The following is a 23,410-nucleotide window of genomic DNA, read 5'->3' on the forward strand; positions in this document are numbered from 1 at the left end:
CATAAGCATAAGAAAAAGACCTTCTATTACTAGAAAGTCTTCTCTGAAACAAAAAGAAATGTACCAAACATTCCTACCCCGCTATATTCTTTCGTAACATCAGCTTCTGTTTTAAATGTTTGCTTTACAGTCATAAAGAATACACCATTTCGTGCATCTGTACTTTCAAATTTTAGTTTTTCTTTTTTACCATCTACATTTTGTGTGCATTCAAAACTACTCTCGTCACATTTCAATGCATACTTATCTTCTAGATACAATTTAAAATCTGATTCTTTCGGACAAGTTATAAGTAAAATTGCCACAAGAATAATACTTACAATACCCACAATTGTATAATACTTCTTCATTTGTACTCCTTTCAAAAGACAAGAAAACTTGACTGCATGCGCCAAGTTTTCTTAGTCCACAACCCATTGCCACTCTTGTTCTTTCTTATCAAAAATAAGCCAACCAGTCTCTGTTGCTTCTTCTTTCAATTCATCGATATTATCTAGTACCTCATCCGTACTTTCATACGAACCAACTACATATACCGGAATTTCAAGACCCCTTCTTGACTCAATTTTCCCTGCCAGATCAATATAAAGACCATCTTCCATTAATGGAAGAAGCCCCATAATCACTTCTTTTGAAATTGCTGGGAAAATTTTTGATTTTTGGAAGAAAGAAAAACGTTTCTTACCGAAAGCACCGAGTTTATAAGGAATAACTTTACTTAACATCCCTACAAAGTCTGCAATTCTACGATAATACACTTTGTTGTACCATCCGTCATCATGTGAAAAATAAACAAATCTATTTTTCAATAACGGAAAGAACGTTCTTGCAAGTGGTTCTTTTTTGTGAGCCAAATATAAAAGCTCTGCAATTTCTTTTGGCTCTAGTTCATCTAAATCGCTTGCATCATCAAAATCTACCCAACAAAATTCATCAAATTCATCAATCTCTGCTTGAATTAACTTATGTATATTTTCTTCCTCAACATATTCAAATAAAGTATGATAATGAAAATCTGTCCATTCAAAGTTATGCTTTAAAAGCAACACTTGATGAAGCGGTGAAGGGATGTTACTTGCAAACTCTTTAAACGTAATTCCTGATGTAATAAAACAATGACCTCGACGATTACCATTAATATATATCATATTCTTTACTTGGTCAGATCCTCCAGACAAAGCACCTAGCCACCTTCGTTTTATATGTTTCAATTCTATAGCATATTTTAACATGAAAAATTTTAGAAACATAGAAAAAACTTCAAAAACTATTTACAATTTCATGTGTTTTATTACATAGTGATTACAAGAAAAAACACCTGCTCGTGAGCAGGCGTTTTTAAAGGATTTCATCTGGGTTTTGAGGATGATGATTTCCCTCTTTCTTTTCATCTTTTTGGAACATCGATTGAATTTTATCAATTGTTTGTGGAGCTAATTCAATCATTTTTTCCGCTAAATGTGTCGCATTTTGTAAATGAAGAATATTTACTCCATCTTTATTCACCACAAGAAATGCTACTGGTGTAATAGAAACACCACCCGCGCTACCGCCACCAAATGCAGGGTTACCGTTCGCTCTTTGTCCATCATTCGTTTGGAAATCAGAACCTCCTGCTCCAAAACCGAACGCTACTTTAGAAACCGTTAACACTACACCACCGTCAGCCGTCTGAACAGGCTCTCCAACAATCGTATTTACATCGACCATTTCTTTTAAATTTTCCATTGCTGCTTTCATTAACCCTTGAATTGGATGATCCACCGTTCATAACCTCCTTTGTCATATCTTTCCTAGTTTTTCCGAAAGTTTGTGAACTAAACATAAAATTTTATATTGCTTTCAAAAAACTTAAGTTGTAATATTTAGAAAAATAAAAAAGGGGTCGATTCGTTATGATGAGAAAATTAACAAAGAAAGATCATGAACAAGTATTCGCTTACCTAAAAGAAGAAGCAGCCCTTAACTTATTTATTATTGGAGATATTGAAGCTTTCGGTTATGATACAGATTTTCAAGAACTATGGGGAGTATTTAAAGAGGATGGAACATTAAAATCAATTTTACTCCGCTTCCACGATTCATTTATCCCATATAGTAAAGAAGAATTTGCCGCCTCTGACTATGTGGCACTTCTTTCAGCGTATAAGCCGCTTAAACTATCTGGCAAGTCAACTATCGTAGAAAAATTTGAAACTTCTCCTGCTATTCAACTAGGTGTCAAAAGTGATATGTATTTTTGTGAATGTCTAAATGGCAACAACTTACCTAGCACGCCTATCCAAGAAACAATTAAACTTGCCACACTAGATGACTTAGAACGAATTATGCAATTACGAAATAACATCACTGAATTCCGAACTGCTCATGAATCAGAAAAAATTTTACGGCAAGCTATTGAAACAAATACAGGACATACATATTATATTGAAAAAGACGGCGCAATCATCGCATCCGCCTCTACTTCCGCTGAAAATTCATTATCCGCAATGGTTGTTGGCGTATGTACGCATCCGAATTACCGCGGAAATGGATTTGCTTCACTCATATTACAAAAAATGATTCAAGACTTTACGAACGAAGGCCGAACACTTTGTTTATTTTATAACAATCCAGCTGCTGGACGTATTTATAAACGACTAGGATTTAAAGACATTGGAATGTGGACGATGTATCGATAATAAGAAGTACTCTATAAGAGGAAATAGTTGTAACTTAGCAATAAAAGCAGATTACACAAAAACTTCAAACCGTTGTTATGAAGAAACTACTTGAGGAGCGAGGACTCTAACTAAAAAATGGTATGCATTCAAACTAAATTTAGACAGATAAACGCCCCAATTGTTGCATCTACTCCAGCAATTGAGGCTACCTGTTTATTCTCAAATTCTTTCCGCTACAAATAGAAATATTTATGAAAGATTTATCTCACTTATGTCACTATTATCTTTACGTGCAAATGCCCTTCTTAATATTACTGCTTCTTATTATACTTTACTTTAAAATCAATATATTCCTGTCTCGCATCCTGATTATTACCTTGCTGACTATCAAAATATGTGTGTATCTGTGATATATATTTTACTAACTTGCCTTCATCATTTCTCTTCTTATAATTCATTACGATACTTACTTGTAATATCTGCTCTAAGCCATTTTTAGAATCTATATGCAATGCGATTGATCCACCACCATATTCATCATATTGTATTTTCAAGTTATCATTAATAATGCTCTGAAAATCTGATTCAGTTAATTTGTATCCAACAGTACTAGGTTGATCAAACTTTTTTATATCACCTTTGGGCTTCATCTTTAGTTTCCCTATTCCTTTTAAACGATCTACAATTAAGTTCACGTATGAAACATCTAGATTTGAATCCGGACTTTGCACCTTTTCATTTTTATACATAATATTTGTACTATAATTAACTTCTTCTTTATAATTTTTATTATCTACTTCCGAGGTAATTTCTTGTGTTGTATTTCCATATAAACTTTTATCTTTCGTATTATATATGCCTTTCGAAGTTTGATAGATTGTTTTACTGTGCTCTCCATCTTCCTTTTGCTCATATGTACTATATATACCTCTTTGTTTCACATACGCATATCCATCATCACTCGCAGACATAACCGTTTTCATGTCACCTTCATCCAAAGCTTTGACAAATGGCTCATACTCTATCTTCGTCTCCCCAAAACCACATCCACTTAATAAACTTGATACTATTAACAGAACTATCATCATCCTAGCTTTCTTCTTTAACTTCATACTGACACCCCGCTGATTTCTCTAGGCATTTTTAGGTTCATTACATTCCCATTTTGATAGTAATATAGTTCACCTTTACTTACCGGTATTTATTAACTCATACAGATTATATTGAAGATACTTTAATTTTTAATAGCATTGATTTATATACAATCCTTAATTGCTTATATATTCTATTCGAATTTTCAGAAACCAAAACTTATTTTATTTCTTTAGTTTTCTTTTTTCCTTCTCTTCATAAAGCTTTAGTCTTTTCTGACGTTCCCTTTCGTGTTCCTCCCATGAAATATAAAATGATGGAAATTTAAATCTACAATAGGCTAATAATTGGAACTCTGCTGCACCTATGGCTACCGCGTACATTACAAGGGTTCCTGCCATATACCCCACTAAAACCCCTGTTTCATAATTATTATGAACATAAATTAAGATAAGAAGGGTTAGTACATATATCGTAACACCAATCATTGCATTGCCTTTTGTTTTACTAAAAAATGAAGTTGCTCTTTCATCCATACTAAATGCCCCACTCTCTGCTTGTTTAAAGGTATCAATCGTTGTCACCAGATGAACAAAAACTGCTCCTAGAAACAATAAACCCACATACAATAATGTAATTTGATCAATTGAATAATTCGAAATTACTGGAAGTATAAACAATGTGAATCCTATAGTTCCTAGCTGAAATGCAAATAATAATATCACAAGTGCTTGCAACTTTTGATATTTGAAACGAGCTTTTGGAATTAGATATAGAATGAAAAAGATTACTTGCAAACCATATAACACTAATTCAATACTAACAATTATTTTGTCAAAGAGAGTCGGATAGTATCCCCAGCCAATCTTAATTAATGCTACCAAAATAAAAAGCATGAATAATGAACTATAAACTATTCCTCCAAACATAAATCCCACAGAGTCTTCTGGGCTTAAGCGATTTCTACATGTTATTTTAAATTCATCTAAATCTTTTTCTTTTATATTCCACATATAATTACACCATCTTTTCTAAAATCATGTAATAACTCTATTTTTGTAGACAAACTGAGAGTAAATAAATGTTTTTGGTATTTCATATTAAACTAGCCTTTTTTACTTTTTCTAATAAACATAACATATAACAATAGCATCGATATTAACCCTATCCCACCGCCCAACACCCCTCCATATTCTTCTAGATATATGCAAAGAAATATACTACCAATAAAAAATATTATTCCGAAGATAACAATCCACTTCCCCAGAAACTCTGCTACTTTATATAGAATTAAAGAGATAAACATAATCCCAACAATAATAGGTGCTATTACACTTTCAAATAAACCTTTTTCTTTTTTTGCAGCTTTAGAATCTTTATTCAAGATATTACATTCCTCCCTTTACTAGTTAATTTATGAATAATGTATTCATTCTATCTTCAATGTAAGTTTACGAGTATCATTTATAACTTTCATTTCAGTTTTTGTTCTTTCTCTCTTATTCTTTTTCTATTTGCTATAAATTCTTGGTGTTCCTTTTCATGTTGTTTCCACGTAATATTAAATGATGGAAATTTAAAGCGACAATACACCAATAGGACGAATTCTGCTGATACTACAGCGAATATATATAATATTATTGTTTGTACAACATAAATTGCCATTTGACTAAATGTATAATTAAGATTTAGAAAAATTAATATAAGTAGAACCATTACACCAATTGTCATTCCAATCGATAAATATAATTTTGCGTTAGTAAAAAATGAGACAGCTGGTCCTTCCGATTTATATCCTCCATGTTTTGCCTTTTTAAAAACATCAATTGTAGTTACAATGTGAGTACAAAGCGCCCCTAACATTATTAAACAAATATAAACTAACGTTTTATTATTACTTGGAAAATCAAACATTCCTTCAACCATCATAACGATAAATGGTAATGTTGCTAATTGAAAAGAATAAAATAAAGTCACGATGGCTTGGAGTTTCTGTAATTTAAAAGCTACCTTTGAAGACATGAAAATTATTAAAAAAATCAACTCCAAAATGTATAACTTTACCTCAGATCGTACCAAAAATATTTCAAATGGTGTTAAAGAAATCTTATCACCGTTCAGCAAAACACCTAAAAACATGATGAACATTGGTATAGAAGTATATGCAAAAACTCCTACATAAAAGATTCTTATATAATCCGGACTTAATCGGTTTTTATTTGCAATTTTGAATAAACCTAAATCTTCTTCCTTTATTTTAAGCATCCATCATTCCTCATTTCGACGCAAAACTTATTTCTTTATTTTGTTTGCTTCTTTTCCTTCTCTTCATACATCTTTAGTCTTTTCTGACGTTCTCTTTCATGTTCCTCCCACGAAATATAAAATGACGGAAACTTAAATCTACAATAGACTAATAATTGGAACTCTGCTGCGCCTATGGCTATCGCGTACATGATGAATGTAAATATAAAGTAACCAAACATTATGCTCAATGAGTAATTATTTTGTATATAAATTAAAACGAGAAGAATTAGTACATAAATTACCACACCAAACATTACATTTTTCTTTTCCTTATTAAAAAATGAAGTAGATCTTTCTCCCATACTAAACGCACCTTTACTTGCTTGTTTAAAAGTATCAAATGTTGTTACACCATGAACAAGTATTGCTCCTAATACTAGTAAACCTACATAAATAAGCGTAATAAAATTAATAGAATAATTACTCATCCCTGGAAGAACAAATGCCGTAAGACCTATAGTACCTAACTGAAACGCATATAATAATATCACCAATGTCTGGAGCTTTTGAAATTTAAAACGTACCTTAGGGATCAGATATATAATAAAAAAGATTACTTGTAGGCTATATAACAACAATTCCATTCTGACCATTACTGTGTCAAAAAGAGTCGGATAGTAATCCCAGCCAAATCTAATTAATGCTCCAAAAATAAAAAGCATCAATAACGAACTATAAAGCATTCCACCAAACATAAACAACATAGCTCCTTCAGGGCTTAAACGATGTCTACATGTAATTCTAAATTCATCTAGATCTTCTTCTTTTATGTTCCACATTTGTTAGCTTCACCTTTCCCCGAACTATAGTATATTACCAAAATAAAGATTCAATTTTCTTAGTCACTGATTTTATACCTTTTTATTTTCATCGCCACTCTTAACTATCTCTTTTGTTGTACTGCGCCTTGTATTTTAAATATTCCTGTCTCGCATCTTGGTTATTATCCTGTTTTCTATTAAAATACGTTATTATTTGGAACATATTTTCTATTAATTTTCCATCCTCATTCTTTTCTTTAAAATCTATATCTATCCTCATTTGCAAAATTTGTTTTGGATTTTTTGAGGCATCCAGGTGCAATACGATTGTTGCTCCATCAAATTCATCGTATTGTATCTTTAATTTATTATTAATAATATCTTTAAATTCAGATTCAGTTAGTCGATATCCAACTGAATTAGGCTGATCAAACTTTTTTATATCATTCTCGGGCTTCATCTTTAGTTTCCCTATCCCATTTAAACGATCTACAATTAAGTTTACGTATGAAACATCTAGATTTGAATCCGAACTTTTCACCTGTCCATTTTCATACTTAACATGAGTACTATAAATAGTTTCTTTTTTATAATTTACATTTGTCCTTTTCCCCTTGTCTTTTTCTATATCAGTCGCAACTGTTTGTATCGCCTCTCCATATAAACTTTTATCTTTTGTATTATATACACCTTCCGTAGTTTGACGAATTGTCTTACTGTGCTCTCCATCTTCTTTTTGCTCAAACGTACTATAAATACCTCTTTGAGTCACATAAGCATATCCATCATCACTCGCAGACATAACCGTTTTCATATCCCCTTCATCCAATGCCTTTACTAATCTCTCATACTCTATTTTTGTTTCCCCGAAACTGCACGCACTTAGTAAAAACGTTACTGTCATTACAATAACTATTTTTTTAACTAACCTTTTACTCATGCCATAATTACACCTTTCCCCTTATTTTATACATTACTTATTATTCAAATATTGTTTTTCATACTCCTCATATCGGGTTTTAGAAGCTTTATCGTTATCTTCTTTACTATTTAAATAGATTGCTATTTTTTGATCATGCCTTATTAATCGGCCTTCTTTATTCTTTTTTTCATATCCCATTGTGATGCTTATTGTAGTGAATTCCATTGGATTTTCTTTTGAATCTTTCGCCGAACTAAATTCCATTAATAATATTCCTTCATCAAATTTATCGTAGTCCGCCTTTAACTTATCATTAATTATTTCTTGAAATTCCGATTCGGTTAAGTAATATGTTACCTTGGATGACTCACTAAATCTTTTTTTATCTTTTTTGGGTCTTAAACTATCTATTCCCTTTAATCTATTAAATATAAATCGAACATTCGAAACATCCAAATTTTGATCTGGACTTTTTGATTGATTATCTTCATATTTAATACTAGTTCTATATACAATCTCTTCTTTTTTTTGCTCACTATTTAATGAACTAGCAATTTCTTGCAAAGTTGTTCCATAGAACTTTTTTTCTTTAATATTGTATACTCCTCCTGTTGTTTGATATACAACGCTAATGCGATTATCATTTTCCGCCCAAAACGTGCTATCCCTAATCTCTTCTTTTACATAAGCATACCCGCCATCACTCGCAGACATAACCGTCTTCATATCACCTTCATCCAACGCCTTTACTAATCTCTCATACTCTATCTTCGTCTCCCCAAAACCACATCCACTTAATAAATTTGCTATTATTGACAGAACTATCATCATCTTGGCTTTCTTCTTTAACTTCATACTGACACCCCGTTGATTTCTCTAGGCATTTTTAAGTTCATTATGTTTCTTTTTGGAAAGTAATACATTTCACCTTTACTTACTGATATTTACTTACTCATACAGATTATATTGAAGATACTTTAATTTTTAATAGCATCGATTTCTATACAATCCTTAATTGTTCATATATTCTGTTCGAATTTTCAGAAACAAAAACTTATTTTGCTTTCTTTTCCTCTCTCTCTTTATAACGCTTTAAGAATTCCTGACGTTCCCTTTCATGCTCCTCCCACGAAATATAAAATGATGGAAATTTAAATCTACAATAGGCTAATAATTGGAACTCTGCTGCACCTATGGCTACCGCGTACATGATTAGAGTTCCTCCCGCATACAATCCTAAAATATTTTGTGTATAATCATTATGCACATAAATTAAAATGAGAAGAGTTAACACATAAATTAGAGCACACTTATTGCAGTCCTCTTTGTTTTACTAAAAAATGAAGAGGACTCTTCTCCCGTATTAAATGCCCCTTTACTTGCCTGTCTAAAAGTATCAATAGTCGCTAAAATATGTAAAATGACTGCACCTAAAAATAATAACCCGACATACATTAATGTAACTTGATCAATTGAATAATTTGACGCTCCTGGAATTATCAACATTGTAAATGTTATAGTGCCTAGCTGAAACGCATATAATAGTACCACGAGTGTTTGTAGTTTCTAAAATTTAAATCGCATCTTAGGAAACAAATAAATAATAAAAAAAATTACTTGAAGACTATAAAGCACTAACTCAAGGCTAACAATTATTTTATCAAAGAGAGTCGGGTAATAACTCCAACCAAACCTTATTAACCCTCCAATAAGAAAAAACATTATTAAAGAAATAAAAAACATCGTTCCAAACATAAATCCTGTCGCCCAATCGAGACTTAAGCGATTCTTGCAAGTACTTTTAAATTCATTTAAATCTTCTTCTTTTATATTCCATATATAATTACACCATCTTTTCTAAAATCATGTAATAACTCTATTTTTGTAGACAAACTAAGAGTAAATAAGTGTTTTTGGTATTTCATATTAAACTAGCCTTTTTTACTTTTTTTAACAAACACAAAATACAGCGATAGCATTAGTATTAAGCCTATTCCACAAACCAATACACCTCCATATTCTTTCTGGTATAAAAAAATAAACATAGTAACAATATAGCTCGGTATTGACAAAATAATGAGCCACTTCCCCAGAAACTCTGCTATTTTATATAGAATTAAAAAGATAAACATACTCCCCACAATAATAGGTGCTATTACACTTTCAAATAAACCTTTTTCTTTTTTTACAGCTTTAGAATCTTTATTCAAGATATTACATTCCTCCCTTTACTAGTTAATTTATGAATAATGTATTCATTCTATCTTCAATATAAGTTTACAAGTATCATTTACAACTTTCATTTCAGTTTTTGTTTCGCTTTTGTTCTTTCTCTCTTATTCTTTTTCTATTTGCTATAAATTCTTGGCGTTCCTTTTCATGTTGTTCCCACGTAATATTAAATGATGGGAATTTGAAGCGACAATACACTAACAGGACGAATTCTGCTGATACTACAGCAAATGTATATAATATTATTGTTTGTATCACATAAATTGCCATTTCATCAAATGCATAATTAAGGTTTAAAAAAATAAATACAAGTAGAACTATTACAATGATTGTCATTCCAATCAATAAATATAATTTCGTATTAGTAAAAAACGAGACAGCCTTTCCTTCCAATTTATATCCCCCATGCTTTGCTTTTCTAAAAACATCAATCGTTGCCACAATGTGCATACAGATTGCACCTAATAGTATTAAACCAACATAAACCAGTGTTTTATTATCACATGGAAAATCAAAGATTTCTTCCACCACCATAGCCATAAATGGTAATGTTGCTAACTGAAAAGAATAAAATACAGTCACAATGGTTTGGAGTTTCTGTAATTTAAAAGCAATTTTTTTAGACATGAATAACATTAAAAAAACGAACTCCAAAATATACAATTTCACTTCAGTTTGTACAACCATCTTCTCAAAAGGAGTTAAAGAAATCTTATCACCATTCAGCAAAAAAATTAAAAACATAATAAGCATGGGTATAGAAGTATATGCAAAAACTCCTACATAAAAGATTCTTATATAATCCGGACTTAATCGATTTCTATTTTCAATTTCAAAAAGACCCATATCTTCTTCTCTTATATTCCACATTCAGTTTTTTCACCTTCTATATAGTTTTAAATAATTCTCATACACTTAAATTCTATTTCACCCTTATTTACTTTTCGTTTTGAATTTTTTATTTTGTTTTCGAGTTCTCCCACGCATTCTCTCATTTTCTTCCCAAGTCATATTAAATGATTTAAATTTGAATCTACAGTACACCAATAGCTGGAATTCTGCTGCACCAACGGCTACTGTATATAGTAAAACAGTACCTATTACATATCCAATAAAAGTATCAAACGTATAATCATTATGAAAATAAATCAAAATAAGTAGGATTAATGCGTATATTAAAGCCCCTTTCATCATAGTTTCTTTTGTTTTACTAAAAAAGGAAGCGGATCTTTCATTCATGCTAAATGCACCTTCACTTGCCTGATTAAACGTATCAATCGTTGTCACAATATGAACAATCACTGCTCCTATAAATAAGAAACCTACATATACTAATGTAATCTAACTTTTTAAGTACATTCATCTTTGTGTAACTAAATTTAGATAATCTTTTATGTATAATTACCGTACATAATCAGAATGCTTTTGATAGTTCAAATAGCCTTCTTTCTCCTCAAAAGCTCTAAATATTCTTCTCTCTTTCACTTAAGCATATCCCTCATACTCTATTTTTGTTTCCCCGAAACTGCACTCACTTAGTAAAAACATTACTGTCATCACAATTGTATCAAGATAATATAGCTCTTTAATTTTATCTTCAGAAAGGTGATAACCTCCCATCAACAATATGCTAGGAGGTTATTACAGTTATTTAAAATTTGTTTTTTATTTTAATGGATTCGATTTTTGCAAATAATAATGTTATTTAATTTGAGAGAAGCGAATACTAAAAACATACTGCTTAATAACTCGTAATTAAGTCTTCACCCTCATATCTAGGGTCTTTCTCAACTTTACCATCTTTTGTTTTGATGATTTTTAGTCTACCTAACCACTCTGCTCCGTTATATGTCTCTTCACTTACCCATACATTATGCTTTTTACCATCTACCTCAACTACTAGTGTGGGGTGTGTAAACATGAATTCCTTCTCTACATGCCTACCTACAATTTCTGCATGTAATGATGTACCTTCTTCAACTAGTTTACTATTTTGATACCCTTCGATAATAGGTAATCCAATAAATACAAAGAATATCAGTCCAAATACGATTACTTTCTTCTTTGTACTCCATTTATTCTTTTCTTTCAATTCCTTCTGTCTCGCTTCTCTTTCTTCCCGTTCATCCAAACTCTCATTTAAAGCATCTTCCCATGCCTTAATTTCCGCTTCGATTTCTGCTTCAGCTCTTGCTAGTTTTTCTAGTTGTTCATCGGTTGCTACCATCTCATATGAGTTATCTCCAACCAAACGAATTTCAGTACCATTTTCTTTTACTTTTCGCAAGTCTTTTTCTGTACAATTAAACTCTCGAATGATTTCCCCTTGTGTGTTTACCAATCTAACGTAAATGTTTTTTTCTCCTTCTTCTTAAACATCTGCACTCCCCCTTATTTGTTTCCTATCATAGATAACCCTATTGCAATTAAGAGAAAGAAAACGATAATAAGGAAAGTCTTCCCTTTGCTTACTTGTGTTGTAGAACCTTCCAAGACAGCCCATATAAAAATTGGGAAAAGAAGAATACCTAGAAGAATATCAACTAACTTTTTTCTACTCTTCTTTAGTGGTTTTTCTTCTACTATCGGTTTTATCTGAACAGCTTCTTTTCTTATTTGTTTCGGTTTCTTTTTCTTGCGTCTATGATTCACCCAACTTACTCCTTTTAGAATAACTTTTTCCTAACTATAAAAATACCGAAATATCCCCATTTTCCATTTTATAAACCTGTCCAGATATTACAAAATCTGTGGCTTTAATGGCGCCATCCAAAGGACCATATTCATTTATAAGACTGCGGCAATTCTTCATATTGGTCCCGTATACGTACTTAACCACATCCTTATTTAAAACAGGCGCAGGATTTAAAGCTAATACGTTTATATTATCTTCTTGATGTCTTAATGCAACTGTATTCGCTGCTCCGCCACCTAAAGAGTGCCCTAGTAAAGTTATCTTCTTTCCTTTATTACTCGCCTTGACTTTTTCATAAAATTTTTCTGCTTGACTATACTGAAATTCCGCTAATGATCCCAATATAGGTGAATTAGTTAAATTATGCAGCCAAATTGCTCCATCGGTTGCTAAATAGCCTATTTGGCTCGGTTGGTTTCCAACGTATACAATGAAAATTTCATGCGTGTTTCTTTCCTCTAAAGCATATGCCCCAAATCCAGTCACTGAATGAATATCATCAGAAACTATAAGATTAGCATTAAAGTTGTCTTGTAACTTCTGTTTATTTATTATTGGATCAGAATTATTATATTTTTTTCTTGTCCATTATAATCATAAATATCTCTTGCCGATAATCTTAATTTTCCTACATCACTACTTAATTTATAATCTTCCTCGTTCACCATATTCTCCCCCTTATATATTAATGGCTTTCTTTAAATTTCTTTTCATATTGTAAGTAATCTTTTTTTGATTTCCGATTATTTTCTTCTTTATTATGTAAATATGTTGTTATTTCTTGATCATGCCTAATCATATTATTTTCTTCATTTCTTTGTTTATAGCCTATCGAAATTGTTATCTCTGTTATTTCCATCGGATTTTCCTTTGTATCCTTAGCAGAATTAAATTCAATTAGTAGTGTTGCATAACTAAACTTCTCATACTCTAATCCTAAATTCCCATTAAATAGCTCTTTAAATTGAGTTTCTGATAAATTATAGCTTATCGTAGCTGGTTGGCTGAAGCTTTTTTTATTCACATTTGGTTTCAATTCTTTTATTCCTTGCACTCTATTGAGCATTAATTTTATATTAGACATATCTCCCCCTCGATTTGAAGCTTCTAGCTGTCCATTTTCGTATCTTATATCTGACTTGAATACAACTTCTTCTTTATATTGTGGGTTGTCACTATGTTTTTCATCCTCAACTGGAGTATTGACTTTCTTTTGTGCCTCACCAAAAAGAATATTATCTTTAATACTATAAATACCTTGCGTTGTTTGATAAACTACTCCTATTTGCTTATTATTATCCTCAATAAAAGTGCTATCCCTAACCTCTTCTTTCACATACGCATACCCATCATCACTCGCAGACATAACTGTCTTCATGTCCCCTTCATCCAATGCCTCTACTAATCTCTCATACTCTATCTTTGTCTCTCCAAAACCACATCCACTTAATAAACTTGCTACTATTGACAGTACTATCATCATCTTAGCTTTCTTCTTTAACTTCATACTGACACCCTTATTCAATCAAAATAAGCTTTCCTCTTTCCATTTTGGAAGAGGAAAGCTTATTTCCTTTTAAATTTATTTTTTTCCCTTTATTTCTAACTCTTGTGCTTGTTGTTGCTTTTTATTTTTTTCAATTACTTTTTCAACAAACTCATTCCGCCACATTTTAAACTTAGCTGCGAATTGACCTTCAATTTTATTTCGATACCCTTCAAATTTAACCTCTGCAATATCCGTGTGGTTAAATAATTTATACGTCTCTTCGGTTAAACCCACTGGATGCAACACTCCGCCATAATCATAGAATGTGTTTTCATCAAGTAATAAACCTCTCGTAGTAATTACATACTCCGCATCTTCCTCTTCTTTAAGACCCAATCTTACAACACTGCCTAAAGGTAATACTTTATCCATATAGTCTTTCATATTAATTCACTGTCCCTTTTAGTACGCTAATTTTCTCTTCTATTTTTTGTCTTTTTTTCTCTAATTGACGGATACGATCAATAAATGCCTCACGTGTTTTTCCTTGTAATGTGCTATCAATACTACTCTCTAACCTTCTAATATCTCCCGTTAAAGATGCAGCTGCTTTTTCCAATTGCACTACAACGTTTATAATTTGTTCTCGTCCACCACTAGCTGGAAATGTACTATGAACTCTTGACATTATCGTATGTAAATCCACCTTCATACCCCTCTCTTTTAAATTTATAAACTTGGAGTTTTAATAATATGAAACTGCTCCTAATTCTTCGTCTTTTGCAAACATAGAAAATACCGCTTCTGAAACATCGTCGTTTAATTGTTTTAAATCTTTCGATAACTCCTTCACATCTTTAGCAATTTCACCTAATAAAGAACGGTTTATCCCCCTACTGTTATCATTCATAAAGAGATTTAACAATGAGTGACGATGACTTAATATATGTTCAGATACAATTGCAGCTACATTTGTATCAACTACAAAATCTCCTTTAAACAAATCTAGTAAATCTTGCACGTAAGAAGCTGCAACTTCTTTTGCAATATCTAAAATTTCACTTGTAGCTAAATATACTACAACACTTCCAGCTAAAAAATTTATAGCAGTATTAAATACAGACTCTAATACTTCTAAAACTTTTTCCTTACATTTCGCTAAAGTTGTTTCAATCCATTCTACAGCGATATCTACCGCTCCTTTTATTTCAACTGTAGCCATTATACTAAATTGGATTGCTTCTGCTGTAATTTGGGATTTTAGCCCTTCATACTTTGTATTTAATCTTGAAAAACCTTCTTGAACTATATCTTTTAGCTTTTCAAGCTCCTTGCTACCTTGCATAACGTCCGAGTACCATAATATCCCACCTAAAATAGTAGAAATTGGCGTTACGCTTAGTATCAAATTAATTGCATTTCCAGCTATTTTTTCTTCCTGGATAGAAACTTTTCTATGAAATACGTCATTTATAGTTCCTGTATATATTGCACCAGTAGATTGGGAAAGCTCCAGAATCCCCGGAATAATATCCCACCCTGTATCATTATCACTTGCTAGTTTATCAATCCATATTAGATGTCCATTCTCATCATAATCCTTCACTGTAAAAGCATATGAGTGACCAGCTTGATTCGGAATTTTATACATTCTTCCCGGAAGTGTGAAGTCTGCTGCCTTTATCCCAATATGTAGTGGATCATTCTGATTAATGATATTCCGAACATTTTTCATATCAAAGCCATTACCAAACTTATCTACATCTCGATTTAAAACTGGTGCTGGATTTAGCGCCAAAACATCAATATCGTCTTCTTGATGCCTTAATGCTACTGTATTTGCAATACCTCCGCCCAAAGAATGTCCTGTTATACTAATGGTTTTACCATCAGCATATTGTTTCACTTTTTCGTAAAATGCCTCTCCTTGATCATATTGTTTTACTTCTAACTCATGTTCCCAATCATTAAACACTAATTTATTTGCATTGGTTAAATTATGACCACCTATCTCCGCATCCACTACTACATCACTATTATTGTCTTTTCCAGCTTCCGTTCCAACATACGAAATAACAACTTCTCCTGTTTTATTATCCTTAAAGGCATAAGCTGCAAATCCTGTATCTTTATCCACTTCAACTTCTATAAGTGTTGCACCAAATTTTTCTTCTAAAGTATTTATGTTTAATTCCCTGCCGTTTTCTCCTGTTTTATTATATGGCTCTTCGCTGTTATTGAAACTATATATATCTTCTCCTGCTAGTTTCAATTTCCCCCAATCCGAAGTCAATCTATAATTTTCTGTCTTTTCCACACCTTTCGTCAAACCACTTCACCTTCCCATTTAATTACTTATTTTTATATTGTTTTTCATAATTTACAAACTCTTTCTTAGCTTCCTGATTGTTATCTTTTTTACTACTAAAATAAACATATATTTGTTGACTATGCGTTAACATTTTACCTTCATCATTTTTCTTCTCATAGTCAATTGAAATTGTTAATTCTGTTATTTGCATTGGGTGTTTTTCATTGTCTATTGAATCGTTAAAGTTAAGTACAATTGATGCATTTTCAAATTTATTATATTGCAATTTTAATTTATCATTAATTATTTCTTGAAATTGTGCTTCTGTTAAAGTAAATCCAACTGAATTTGGTTCATTAAATTTTTTTCTATTACCATCTGCTTTCAGTTTTAAATTCCCTACACCTTGTAATCTATTAAATATCAATTTCACAGGAGAAATATCTAAATTTGAATCCGAACCTTGAAGTTTTCCGTTTTTATACATAAAGTTGGTATTATATTTTTCTTCTTCTTTATAATTAATATCCTTATGCCTATACTTTATATCTTTTGTTTTACTTGTTATTTTTTGAGACGTTATTCCATATAACAATTTTTCTTTCAAATTATATATACCTTCAGTAGTTTGATATAGTGTATTATGAATTCTGTCATCACCATTTTTTTCTGTCGTAAAATCAATAACCCGTTCCTTCACATACGCATACCCATCATCACTCGCAGACATAACCTTTCTCATGTCACCTTCATCCAAAGCTTTGACAAATGGCTTATAATCTATTTGCTTTTCTCCAAAACCACATCCACTTAATAAACTTGCCACTATTGACACGACTATCATCACCTTAGCTTTCTTCTTTAATTTCATACTGTCACCTCGTTAGTTACTCTAGGCATTTTTAGTTTCATTATGTTCCCTTTTTGATAGTAATACACTTCATCTTTACCTAATGGTGCTTCGTTGCTTATATATTTTATGTTGAAGATACTTTGATCATTTAATGGCATTGCGATAATTGCTGCTGTTAGTTTACTTCTCATTTTCATAGGTAGAGCTTCACGATTTCGGTCCATGTAGTCGTGGTGACCTGCTAATACAAAGTAAATACCTACTGTACGAGATAAATCAATTAAAGTCGCTGCATCCTCCATTTCTAAATAAACAAATTTACTAAACTCTTCAACATTTGTCATGATAATGAGTTGTTTTGTGAATGCAGGAATTTCTCTACCTTCTTGTCTTGCTTGTGCTAATTCAAGAGCTCGTTCACGAATTACTTCCATCCAATACTTCGCATGCATATTGATTTCATTTTCGTCTACAATGTAGTGCGTCACATCGTCTTTATATTGAACGAAACTATACTCTGCTGTATCCACCAACGTCACACTTTCAAAATAATCTTTATTCAATTGAGATAGGATGCTAGATACAATTTGTTTTCTCATACTATCATCTACACTATAAATCATTAAATGATCATTCACTGCAATATCATGAGCTACAACTTCTACGTTTGCAAAATCAAGCCCCATTGGAATTCTTGCTACTTGTAGAGCTTTTGTAACGTCTTTATTTTTACGATAAGTAGCAATATCAATCACTTCTGGCATCATTGGAATTGCCTTCGGACGTTCTCCATCCCATTCTCGATCCATATCATTTGCTTCTTGTTGTAATAATTGAATTTGCTGTAATTCATCTTCTGCTTTCGTAGGTAGTGCAACCTGGAATAATGTAGGAGATTCTAGTTTTATTAACGCTCTTCCTGCTGTTTCTTCCACTTTTATATCAGATCTCCCTACAATACTAGCTACTTCACTTTGATCAATCATATATAGGCAAGTTTGGATTTTAATATTATTGTACAATTGAATTCTAAGTGCATTTTGTCGCCCTGCACTAATTAAGGTATGAATTCCTAAACTTGCACCATCTCGGACAATTTGCATAATTAGCATTTCAAAGCTTTCATAGAACTTCGCTTCTTTTACTGCATCATAATTGTCGATTGCAATAATAATATGTGGTATTTCTTTCCCGCTTGCCTTTTCATACATTTCAATATTTGCAACGTCATATTCACTTAATAATCGTTTACGATTTTTCATTTCTTGAGTTAATCTTTCAACAAACTTTAAACATTTTTCAGATTCATCAATCGTAATCGTATCCGCTACATGAGGTAATCCTTTCAAAGGTAGAAGACCATTTGTTCCAAGGTCCACTAAATACACATGCAAATGCTCCGGACTATGCTGACGAGCTACATCCATAATGACTGATTGTAAGAATGTTGATTTTCCGTAGCCTGGGCTTGAGAAGACCGCTACGTGTCCGTCTTTACTAATATCTAATGTTAATGGTGTTTGTGATTGTAATTCAGGCTGATCTAGTAGACCAACTGTTGCTTGTAATGGTTTCTTTTCTTTCGTCCATGCTTCTTTGAACTGAATTGCATGTAAGTCTTGTAAATATACGCTTTCTGGAAGTGGTGGTAACCACGGTCTAGCTAACGCTTCAATTTCATTTATTTCTGCGTAATCGTGAATGTAGTCAATAACAGCATCCAGTTCAGATGGTACGCTTATTACTTCTTTACTACTACCAAGTCCACTTAAGTCTTCGCTTAATATTTCATATTGTCCTAGATCATTTATTGCATATATCGTTGCGTCTAAATGTTCTTTATCTTCTTTGTTTTCTACATAGTCTGCTCCACTCCAAGCTGATTGGAATAGTTCATATATTTCATTATTCCCAACTTGTAAGTAAGCACGTCCTGGTAATGTAATTTCAGCAGCATCTGGTGTTTTTAAAATTTCATTACTATCTGACGTATTTTGAACTTTTAATGCTAGTTTGAATTTCGAGTTACTCCAAATTTGATCATCTACAACACCACTCGGTTTTTGCGTAGCTAATATTAAATGGATTCCGAGCGAACGACCGATACGCGCTGTTGAAACTAACTCTTTCATAAACTCTGGTTGTTCTGACTTCAGTTCCGCGAATTCATCACTAATTAAAAATAGATGTGGCATCGGTTCACTTACTAAGCCTTCTTTATACAGTTTTTGATACTGATTAATATGGTTTACATCATTTTCCCCAAATAATCGTTGTCTTTTTTGTAATTCAGCTTTAATTGATGCGAGCGCTCTCATACTTTGTGCTCCATCTAAGTTCGTAATTGTTCCTAATAAATGCGGTAAGTTTTTGAATAAATTCGCCATACCGCCACCTTTATAGTCAATTAATAAAAAGGCTACTTCGTACGGATGGAAATTAACTGCTAGAGATAAAATGTACGATTGTATAATTTCCGATTTACCTGAACCTGTTGTACCTGCTATTAACCCGTGTGGTCCGTGTGCTTTTTCGTGTAAGTTTAAGTTTACGATATCTTCTTTACCACGTAATCCAAGTGGTACAGCTAAAGATTTATGCGCTGCATTTTTCTCCCAGCGACTTGTGATATTTAGTTCTTTTACTTTCTCAACACCGTACATCTCTAAAAATGTTACACTTTCTGGGATACTATTTTTTAAGTTTTGCAAATGATTTAAAGGTGCTAATGCTCGTGAAATGTCTTCTAAATTGAACCCTTTCGGTACGTGATTGAGTTTAAATTGACGGTTTACAAGCTCTCCTTGTTCTAAGATGATGTTCCCTTGTTTTGCATCTCTTATATCAATTACCGTTTTCACGTGCTCTGGTAAACTTTGCATAACATCTTGTACAAATACAAGTGATACACCTAATTGACTTGGATCATCATTAAAGAATTCCATAACAACATGATCTAGTATTAGTTTTTCATCTGTAATGAGAACAACATAGTGCGGTGCAAAGTACATTTTTTCATTCGTTGAACTTTTTTCATCTAGTTTTAATTTTCGTTCTTTCAATATTTGATACAAACTATTTAACACTTGATCACGGCTACGGTCATGGTATACAAATCCACGTACATTTATATCGCGAACACTTCCATGTGGTAACCAGCGCATCCAATTCCATTTTTCTTTTTCCTCTTCAGGAAAAATAGTAATAAACTGCAAGTCATAATAACTATGGAATAACGCGGTTTGTACAACTAATAATTGTAATTGTTCTAGCACTAAAGAGCGTTGTCCAATATAGCCAACCGGTCCATTTATCAAATCTGTTACAACAGGTACATCTTCCAAAGTAAGATAACGCTGTCTTAGTTCACGCGCTATATCAATTAACTCATCTTTCGTTTGACTAAATTCTTCTTCATTAAATTGGATTTCAAAACTCGTATTAGCTTGTCCTGTCCCAACGCTAAATGTTAAGAAATCATGATGTAACATTGTTTTTTCATAAATACGTGGATTTACTTGCATAGCCATATTACGTATCACTTCAACATTTGGATAATGATAATGTAATGCATGGCGCTGTTTTTCACTTTCTGCATGTAAGTCTTTCGTTTTTTGTTTTATATACGCTCTATAACTTTTATCACGTTCAACAATGTCAATTTTATATTGCTTTAAATTTTTTATATATGATGTGACAGAAACAATAATTGTTACTAATGTCATCGCAATCGATGCAATAATAAACATCCCATATTTCATAAAGATAGCAAGTAATACGGTTACGACAATCATGACAAGAGAAGGTGCAATAATTCTTGCCAAATGTTCAGTCGGTTTTGACGGCATACTTGAAGGTTTTGCAATTGTCATTTTCTCTTCTGGTTCACGGTAAATAATACGCGGTGAACGATGATAATCTGGATAACCACTTTGATAATTTGTTTCTGATTCTACTAAAATAGGTAACGTAGATTTCACGTTCTCTTCTGAAGAAAGTACTTGAATGTCTTCATTGCCTATTTCTACTAAAACACCATCAAAATATAATACGTCTCCCGCTTCTAACATAACGCTATCTTTTAGCTTCGTATAATTATGAAATACATCCCCGTCATATACATTCACTTTAAAAGAATCGTACAACGTTTCACGAGATAGCATTAAATCTACATTTGTCCCAATAATAGAAATATCATCATAACTGTTTTGACTAATTGTAAGAGAATGTTTCGTTCCGATATCAAACACTTTAGTTGTGCCGATAATAGAGATAAAGATTTTCAAGCTCACATCTTTAGTTTTTCCAATCTCAAATTCCTTATTGAATTCTATTAATTGATTTTGTACCATCCAAGCATTTACTTCATTATTCCACGTTAATTCTATTTCTTGTTCTAAACTTGGATTCGTAATATCATTTGTCCACTCTTTTCCAATCGACACTATTGATTGCTCATTTGGATGTAATGTGCACTTATATATTTTGTCTCCATAAGTCAATACTAATAGTTGCTCCATGCCTGTTCACTGCTCCTTTTCAACTGTCTCATCAAGTGCTTACTCTTTTTTCTCTGTGTCCGACAAATTTTTATCACTTGATGAATTGCCATATTTCTTTTTATATTCATCTAATTGTTGCTCATATGTTTTTAATTTTTGATCACGCTCTTCTCCTGATAAATCCGGATTATTTTTCAATGATTCAATTTGTTTAACAAGGCCGTACATAATAAGCTGAGGATCATCAAGTGTTTTAGCTAAATCTAATGATTTATCAAAATTACCTTTTCCGTTATACATCCAATACAGCAAATACTTTTCATCACTTTTCAAACTAATGTTTTTCATAATCGATTTCTTTTGATCTTCACCTAATTTTTCAGCTGTAATGTATGCAAATGCTAACTCATATTTAGATGCAATCGGTAATGATTCAAATTCCTCTTCACTTAACTGCGTAATGACTTTGTCATAATCAGTTGCTATGAAACCCGCATTTGCTTCTAATAATTTATTTTGATAAGGAAGTTTTATAAAAGTGAAATATATTAAAGGAGCAGCTAAAATAACTGTCGCCGCTATGAAGGAAAAAGCTAAGTATTTAAACGATTTATAGCTTTTTTTAGGTACTAACTGCATATTTTTTTCTGTTTTTGTTTGTTCCTTCTCAAAGCTGTCATCAAGAAACTGCAGTAATGCATCTAGGCTTTCCATTTGAGCAACGGTCTGTTCAAATGTTGTTTCTTTTGCATCTTTTAGTAACCCAGCATACAAATCATCAAAGTTATGTTTTTGGGAGAATAAAGCAATAATTAAACACTTATATTGTGTTAAAAATTGCTCTTCTAATAACGGGGTTGGTGGAACAATATCTCGAATTCCTCTATGTATAATACTTGGTATTAAATTCGCATTAAAAACTATATTGTCTGGATGTAAAAAGAACGTGATTCGCTTATTTAAATATTTACGAAACTGCGCAACATTCCGAAGTAGTCTTAATTTCTCATTTCTTCCAAAACGGCTAAGATCGTCCCACTTATATAATTTTTTATCCACTTGAAATACAAACGTAAACATATCATCCGTTTCTTCTATCGTTAATGGCACGAATTCAGATGATACGCCCGTAATTATATCGAATTGACGGAAGTCTTTTATACGTGTTTGAGATTTGGTCATCTCCAATTTCCAATTTTCTTTTTCTATTTGAAATTGATAGTTCATTGCATCAATTTGAATTATTTTTTCCGTCATGTTTATCCTCTTCTCCTTTTCTTTATACCCGTAATAACTTATTTTCAAATAACTAAAAGTAAGAAATATTCTTTATAAAATTTGTAAAATATCGCCATCTGTTATTTGGTGATCAATTAAACGATCGTTATCTGTTAAAACAATTGACTTATTTTTCACTTTCATTACAAAATGTGAACCTTCATGATTATCAATCTTTAGCGTATCTAATAAGTTTTTCAATAAATATTTAATGGATTGATGATTCGGAATACGCAAATCATATGTATTTCCATTCCATTTATTAAAATCTACTGTCACATTTATATGTGTTTGTATTGCCATCG

The 23,410-nt window shown here is 32.0% G+C and carries 23 protein-coding genes and 3 pseudogenes; 1 reads left to right on the forward strand and 25 read right to left on the reverse strand.

Features of this window, described 5'->3' with window-relative positions:
• Positions 1 to 29 precede the first annotated feature (29 nt).
• From QCI47_RS17605 to ytfJ, 3 genes are all read right to left on the reverse strand, one after another.
• Positions 30 to 350 (reverse strand): hypothetical protein, encoded by a 321-nt coding sequence (locus QCI47_RS17605; RefSeq protein ID WP_000761180.1) that lies wholly within the window; start codon positions 348 to 350, stop codon positions 30 to 32.
• 51 nt (positions 351 to 401) lie between these two features.
• Positions 402 to 1,178 carry an oxalate:formate antiporter gene (locus tag QCI47_RS17610; RefSeq protein ID WP_000014091.1) on the reverse strand — a complete coding sequence of 259 codons (777 nt, stop codon included), beginning with the start codon at positions 1,176 to 1,178 and terminating at the stop codon, positions 402 to 404.
• Positions 1,179 to 1,338: 160 nt separating this feature from the next.
• On the reverse strand, positions 1,339 to 1,764 hold the full coding sequence (gene ytfJ / locus QCI47_RS17615) for a GerW family sporulation protein (RefSeq protein WP_000349987.1): 426 nt from the start codon (positions 1,762 to 1,764) through the stop codon (positions 1,339 to 1,341).
• Between the two features lie 131 nt (positions 1,765 to 1,895).
• On the opposite strand from ytfJ, the gene QCI47_RS17620 reads away from it, so the two are divergent.
• A complete protein-coding gene (locus tag QCI47_RS17620) occupies positions 1,896 to 2,681 on the forward strand; it encodes a GNAT family N-acetyltransferase (RefSeq protein WP_309422792.1) in 786 nt (261 codons plus the stop codon).
• A 293-nt stretch (positions 2,682 to 2,974) separates the two neighbouring features.
• On the opposite strand, the gene QCI47_RS17625 is transcribed toward QCI47_RS17620, so the two are convergent.
• The 22 genes and pseudogenes from QCI47_RS17625 to QCI47_RS17730 all read right to left on the reverse strand — a co-directional run bounded on the left by QCI47_RS17625 (position 2,975) and on the right by QCI47_RS17730 (position 23,408).
• A complete protein-coding gene (locus tag QCI47_RS17625) occupies positions 2,975 to 3,775 on the reverse strand; it encodes a DUF3952 domain-containing protein (protein WP_000768483.1) in 801 nt (266 codons plus the stop codon).
• Positions 3,776 to 3,979: 204 nt separating this feature from the next.
• Positions 3,980 to 4,768, reverse strand: a complete 789-nt coding sequence (locus QCI47_RS17630; protein ID WP_309422790.1) for a hypothetical protein — start codon at positions 4,766 to 4,768, stop codon at positions 3,980 to 3,982.
• A 92-nt stretch (positions 4,769 to 4,860) separates the two neighbouring features.
• Entirely contained in the window at positions 4,861 to 5,139 is a 279-nt protein-coding gene (locus QCI47_RS17635; protein WP_001030792.1) for a hypothetical protein, read from the reverse strand.
• 89 nt (positions 5,140 to 5,228) lie between these two features.
• Positions 5,229 to 6,020, reverse strand: a complete 792-nt coding sequence (locus QCI47_RS17640) for a hypothetical protein (RefSeq protein ID WP_098213268.1) — start codon at positions 6,018 to 6,020, stop codon at positions 5,229 to 5,231.
• Between the two features lie 35 nt (positions 6,021 to 6,055).
• A complete protein-coding gene (locus tag QCI47_RS17645; protein ID WP_000267098.1) occupies positions 6,056 to 6,841 on the reverse strand; it encodes a hypothetical protein in 786 nt (261 codons plus the stop codon).
• 100 nt (positions 6,842 to 6,941) lie between these two features.
• Positions 6,942 to 7,763, reverse strand: coding sequence for a DUF3952 domain-containing protein (locus tag QCI47_RS17650; protein WP_309422789.1), 822 nt, complete (start codon positions 7,761 to 7,763; stop codon positions 6,942 to 6,944).
• A gap of 33 nt (positions 7,764 to 7,796) precedes the next feature.
• Complete coding sequence (locus QCI47_RS17655) at positions 7,797 to 8,600, reverse strand: DUF3952 domain-containing protein (RefSeq protein WP_309422788.1); 804 nt, start codon at positions 8,598 to 8,600, stop codon at positions 7,797 to 7,799.
• Between the two features lie 199 nt (positions 8,601 to 8,799).
• Positions 8,800 to 9,584: pseudogene (locus tag QCI47_RS17660) on the reverse strand (hypothetical protein).
• Between the two features lie 92 nt (positions 9,585 to 9,676).
• A complete protein-coding gene (locus tag QCI47_RS17665) occupies positions 9,677 to 9,955 on the reverse strand; it encodes a hypothetical protein (protein WP_001030798.1) in 279 nt (92 codons plus the stop codon).
• Positions 9,956 to 10,049: 94 nt separating this feature from the next.
• Positions 10,050 to 10,847: a hypothetical protein gene (locus QCI47_RS17670; RefSeq protein WP_063220156.1), complete on the reverse strand. Its 798-nt coding sequence runs from the start codon at positions 10,845 to 10,847 to the stop codon at positions 10,050 to 10,052.
• A 63-nt stretch (positions 10,848 to 10,910) separates the two neighbouring features.
• Positions 10,911 to 11,318, reverse strand: a pseudogene (locus QCI47_RS17675) (hypothetical protein); the annotation flags it as partial.
• 400 nt (positions 11,319 to 11,718) lie between these two features.
• On the reverse strand, positions 11,719 to 12,318 hold the full coding sequence (locus QCI47_RS17680; RefSeq protein WP_002198445.1) for a hypothetical protein: 600 nt from the start codon (positions 12,316 to 12,318) through the stop codon (positions 11,719 to 11,721).
• 50 nt (positions 12,319 to 12,368) lie between these two features.
• Entirely contained in the window at positions 12,369 to 12,629 is a 261-nt protein-coding gene (locus tag QCI47_RS17685; protein ID WP_309422787.1) for a hypothetical protein, read from the reverse strand.
• 37 nt (positions 12,630 to 12,666) lie between these two features.
• Positions 12,667 to 13,340 (reverse strand): annotated as a pseudogene (locus tag QCI47_RS17690) (lipase family protein); the annotation flags it as partial.
• 17 nt (positions 13,341 to 13,357) lie between these two features.
• Positions 13,358 to 14,179 (reverse strand): DUF3952 domain-containing protein, encoded by an 822-nt coding sequence (locus QCI47_RS17695; RefSeq protein ID WP_000768463.1) that lies wholly within the window; start codon positions 14,177 to 14,179, stop codon positions 13,358 to 13,360.
• A 75-nt stretch (positions 14,180 to 14,254) separates the two neighbouring features.
• Positions 14,255 to 14,605 carry a DUF4176 domain-containing protein gene (locus tag QCI47_RS17700; RefSeq protein WP_000656382.1) on the reverse strand — a complete coding sequence of 117 codons (351 nt, stop codon included), beginning with the start codon at positions 14,603 to 14,605 and terminating at the stop codon, positions 14,255 to 14,257.
• A gap of 1 nt (position 14,606) precedes the next feature.
• Positions 14,607 to 14,867, reverse strand: coding sequence for a hypothetical protein (locus QCI47_RS17705; protein WP_000363098.1), 261 nt, complete (start codon positions 14,865 to 14,867; stop codon positions 14,607 to 14,609).
• Positions 14,868 to 14,906: 39 nt separating this feature from the next.
• Positions 14,907 to 16,490 (reverse strand): lipase family protein, encoded by a 1,584-nt coding sequence (locus QCI47_RS17710; protein WP_000160313.1) that lies wholly within the window; start codon positions 16,488 to 16,490, stop codon positions 14,907 to 14,909.
• Positions 16,491 to 16,512: 22 nt separating this feature from the next.
• Complete coding sequence (locus QCI47_RS17715; RefSeq protein ID WP_309422786.1) at positions 16,513 to 17,343, reverse strand: DUF3952 domain-containing protein; 831 nt, start codon at positions 17,341 to 17,343, stop codon at positions 16,513 to 16,515.
• A complete protein-coding gene (essC, locus tag QCI47_RS17720; RefSeq protein ID WP_309422785.1) occupies positions 17,340 to 21,845 on the reverse strand; it encodes a type VII secretion protein EssC in 4,506 nt (1,501 codons plus the stop codon). Before essC ends, QCI47_RS17715 begins: the two co-directional genes overlap by 4 nt.
• 39 nt (positions 21,846 to 21,884) lie before the next feature.
• The gene (gene essB, locus QCI47_RS17725) at positions 21,885 to 23,084 is read right to left on the reverse strand and encodes a type VII secretion protein EssB (RefSeq protein ID WP_000136621.1); all 1,200 of its coding nucleotides are present in this window, start codon (positions 23,082 to 23,084) and stop codon (positions 21,885 to 21,887) included.
• A 72-nt stretch (positions 23,085 to 23,156) separates the two neighbouring features.
• Positions 23,157 to 23,408 (reverse strand): EsaB/YukD family protein, encoded by a 252-nt coding sequence (locus QCI47_RS17730; RefSeq protein ID WP_001007567.1) that lies wholly within the window; start codon positions 23,406 to 23,408, stop codon positions 23,157 to 23,159.
• Positions 23,409 to 23,410 lie beyond the last annotated feature (2 nt).

The sequence above is a fragment of the Bacillus cereus group sp. RP29 genome, assembly GCF_040459765.1.
GTDB classification, from domain to species: Bacteria; Bacillota; Bacilli; order Bacillales; family Bacillaceae_G; genus Bacillus_A; species Bacillus_A paranthracis.

What these genes read in the sequence shown, in the direction of transcription:
- QCI47_RS17605 (WP_000761180.1), bottom strand. Translation starts at nt 350, where the DNA reads ATGAAGAAGTATTATACAATTGTGGGTATTGTAAGTATTATTCTTGTG.
- QCI47_RS17620 (WP_309422792.1), top strand. Translation starts at nt 1,896, where the DNA reads ATGATGAGAAAATTAACAAAGAAAGATCATGAACAAGTATTCGCTTAC.
- QCI47_RS17625 (WP_000768483.1), bottom strand. Translation starts at nt 3,775, where the DNA reads ATGAAGTTAAAGAAGAAAGCTAGGATGATGATAGTTCTGTTAATAGTA.
- QCI47_RS17630 (WP_309422790.1), bottom strand. Translation starts at nt 4,768, where the DNA reads ATGTGGAATATAAAAGAAAAAGATTTAGATGAATTTAAAATAACATGT.
- QCI47_RS17640 (WP_098213268.1), bottom strand. Translation starts at nt 6,020, where the DNA reads ATGCTTAAAATAAAGGAAGAAGATTTAGGTTTATTCAAAATTGCAAAT.
- QCI47_RS17645 (WP_000267098.1), bottom strand. Translation starts at nt 6,841, where the DNA reads ATGTGGAACATAAAAGAAGAAGATCTAGATGAATTTAGAATTACATGT.
- QCI47_RS17650 (WP_309422789.1), bottom strand. Translation starts at nt 7,763, where the DNA reads ATGAGTAAAAGGTTAGTTAAAAAAATAGTTATTGTAATGACAGTAACG.
- QCI47_RS17655 (WP_309422788.1), bottom strand. Translation starts at nt 8,600, where the DNA reads ATGAAGTTAAAGAAGAAAGCCAAGATGATGATAGTTCTGTCAATAATA.
- QCI47_RS17670 (WP_063220156.1), bottom strand. Translation starts at nt 10,847, where the DNA reads ATGTGGAATATAAGAGAAGAAGATATGGGTCTTTTTGAAATTGAAAAT.
- QCI47_RS17695 (WP_000768463.1), bottom strand. Translation starts at nt 14,179, where the DNA reads ATGAAGTTAAAGAAGAAAGCTAAGATGATGATAGTACTGTCAATAGTA.
- QCI47_RS17700 (WP_000656382.1), bottom strand. Translation starts at nt 14,605, where the DNA reads ATGAAAGACTATATGGATAAAGTATTACCTTTAGGCAGTGTTGTAAGA.
- QCI47_RS17715 (WP_309422786.1), bottom strand. Translation starts at nt 17,343, where the DNA reads ATGAAATTAAAGAAGAAAGCTAAGGTGATGATAGTCGTGTCAATAGTG.
- essC (WP_309422785.1), bottom strand. Translation starts at nt 21,845, where the DNA reads ATGGAGCAACTATTAGTATTGACTTATGGAGACAAAATATATAAGTGC.
- essB (WP_000136621.1), bottom strand. Translation starts at nt 23,084, where the DNA reads ATGACGGAAAAAATAATTCAAATTGATGCAATGAACTATCAATTTCAA.
- QCI47_RS17730 (WP_001007567.1), bottom strand. Translation starts at nt 23,408, where the DNA reads ATGGCAATACAAACACATATAAATGTGACAGTAGATTTTAATAAATGG.